This window comes from Pseudomonas fluorescens, from assembly GCF_902497995.1.
Classification (GTDB): Bacteria; Pseudomonadota; Gammaproteobacteria; order Pseudomonadales; family Pseudomonadaceae; genus Aquipseudomonas; species Aquipseudomonas fluorescens_BK.
The window spans coordinates 1-1,378 of record NZ_CABVII010000054.1 but is presented as its reverse complement, the minus strand read 5'-3'; the positions used below and the strand labels follow the sequence as shown (position 1 = coordinate 1,378).

The following is a 1,378-nucleotide window of genomic DNA, read 5'->3' as shown; positions in this document are numbered from 1 at the left end:
GTATCCTCGGCGATCCGTCTGTCCAACCGTAAAAGCGGAATGCCCCTATGTCAGATTTGAAAACTGCCGCTCTCGAATATCACGCCCATCCTCGTCCAGGGAAGCTGAGTGTCGAGCTCACCAAGGCCACCGCTACCGCCCGCGACCTGTCGCTGGCCTACAGCCCCGGCGTAGCCGAACCAGTACGCGAAATCGCCCGCGATCCTGAGCTGGCTTACAAATACACCGGCAAGGGCAACCTGGTTGCAGTCATTTCCGATGGCACCGCCATTCTTGGCCTGGGTAACCTCGGCCCATTGGCTTCCAAACCGGTAATGGAAGGCAAAGGCGTGCTGTTCAAGCGCTTCGCCGGCATCGACGTATTCGATATCGAAGTCGACTCCGAAAGCCCGCAGGCCTTCATCGACACCGTCAAGCGCATCTCCATCACCTTTGGTGGCATCAACCTGGAAGACATCAAGGCCCCCGAGTGCTTTGAGATCGAACGCGCCCTGATCGAACAGTGCGACATTCCGGTCTTCCACGATGACCAGCACGGCACCGCGATCGTTACCGCGGCCGGCATGATCAACGCCCTGGAAATCGCGGGCAAAACCCTGGCTGACGCCAGGATCGTCTGCCTGGGCGCCGGTGCTGCCGCCATCTCCTGCATGAAATTGCTGGTGAGCATGGGCGCCAGCATCGAAAACATCTACATGGTCGACCGCACCGGCGTGATCCACTCCGGCCGTGACGATCTGAACCAGTACAAGGCTGTCTTCGCTCACGCGACCGACAAGCGCTCCCTGGCTGACGCGCTGGAAGGCGCTGACGTGTTCGTTGGCCTGTCCGGTCCGAACCTGCTGAGCGCTGAAGGCCTGAAGTCCATGGCGGCCAACCCGATCGTGTTCGCGTGCTCGAACCCGGATCCGGAAATCTCCCCGGAACTGGCGCATGCCACCCGCGACGACGTGATCATGGCCACCGGTCGTTCGGACTACCCGAACCAGGTCAACAACGTACTGGGCTTCCCGTTCATCTTCCGCGGTGCCCTGGACGTTCGCGCCAAGCGCATCAACGAAGAAATGAAAGTGGCTGCGGCCAACGCCCTGCGTGAACTGGCCAAACTGCCAGTGCCTCAGGAAGTGTGCGACGCCTATGGCGGCATCAAGCTGGAATTCGGTCGTGAGTACATCATCCCGAAACCAATGGATGCCCGCCTGATCACCCTGATCTCCGATGCCGTGGCCAAGGCTGCGATCGAGACCGGTGTGGCGACCCTGCCGTATCCGAAGAACTACCCGCTCAAAAGCGTGGATGATGTGTTCAACGGCTAAGCCGTTGTAGCGCTTCAGCCAAAGGCCCCGGCTCACTCTGAGTCGGGGCTTTTTTGTATCTG

The 1,378-nt window shown here is 60.2% G+C and carries 1 protein-coding gene; it reads left to right on the top strand.

Going from position 1 to position 1,378, the window contains the following annotated elements:
* Positions 1–47: 47 nt before the first annotated feature.
* Positions 48–1,316: a malic enzyme-like NAD(P)-binding protein gene (locus F8N80_RS30855; protein WP_150749045.1), complete on the top strand. Its 1,269-nt coding sequence runs from the start codon at positions 48–50 to the stop codon at positions 1,314–1,316.
* The last annotated feature ends 62 nt before the right edge of the window (positions 1,317–1,378 follow it).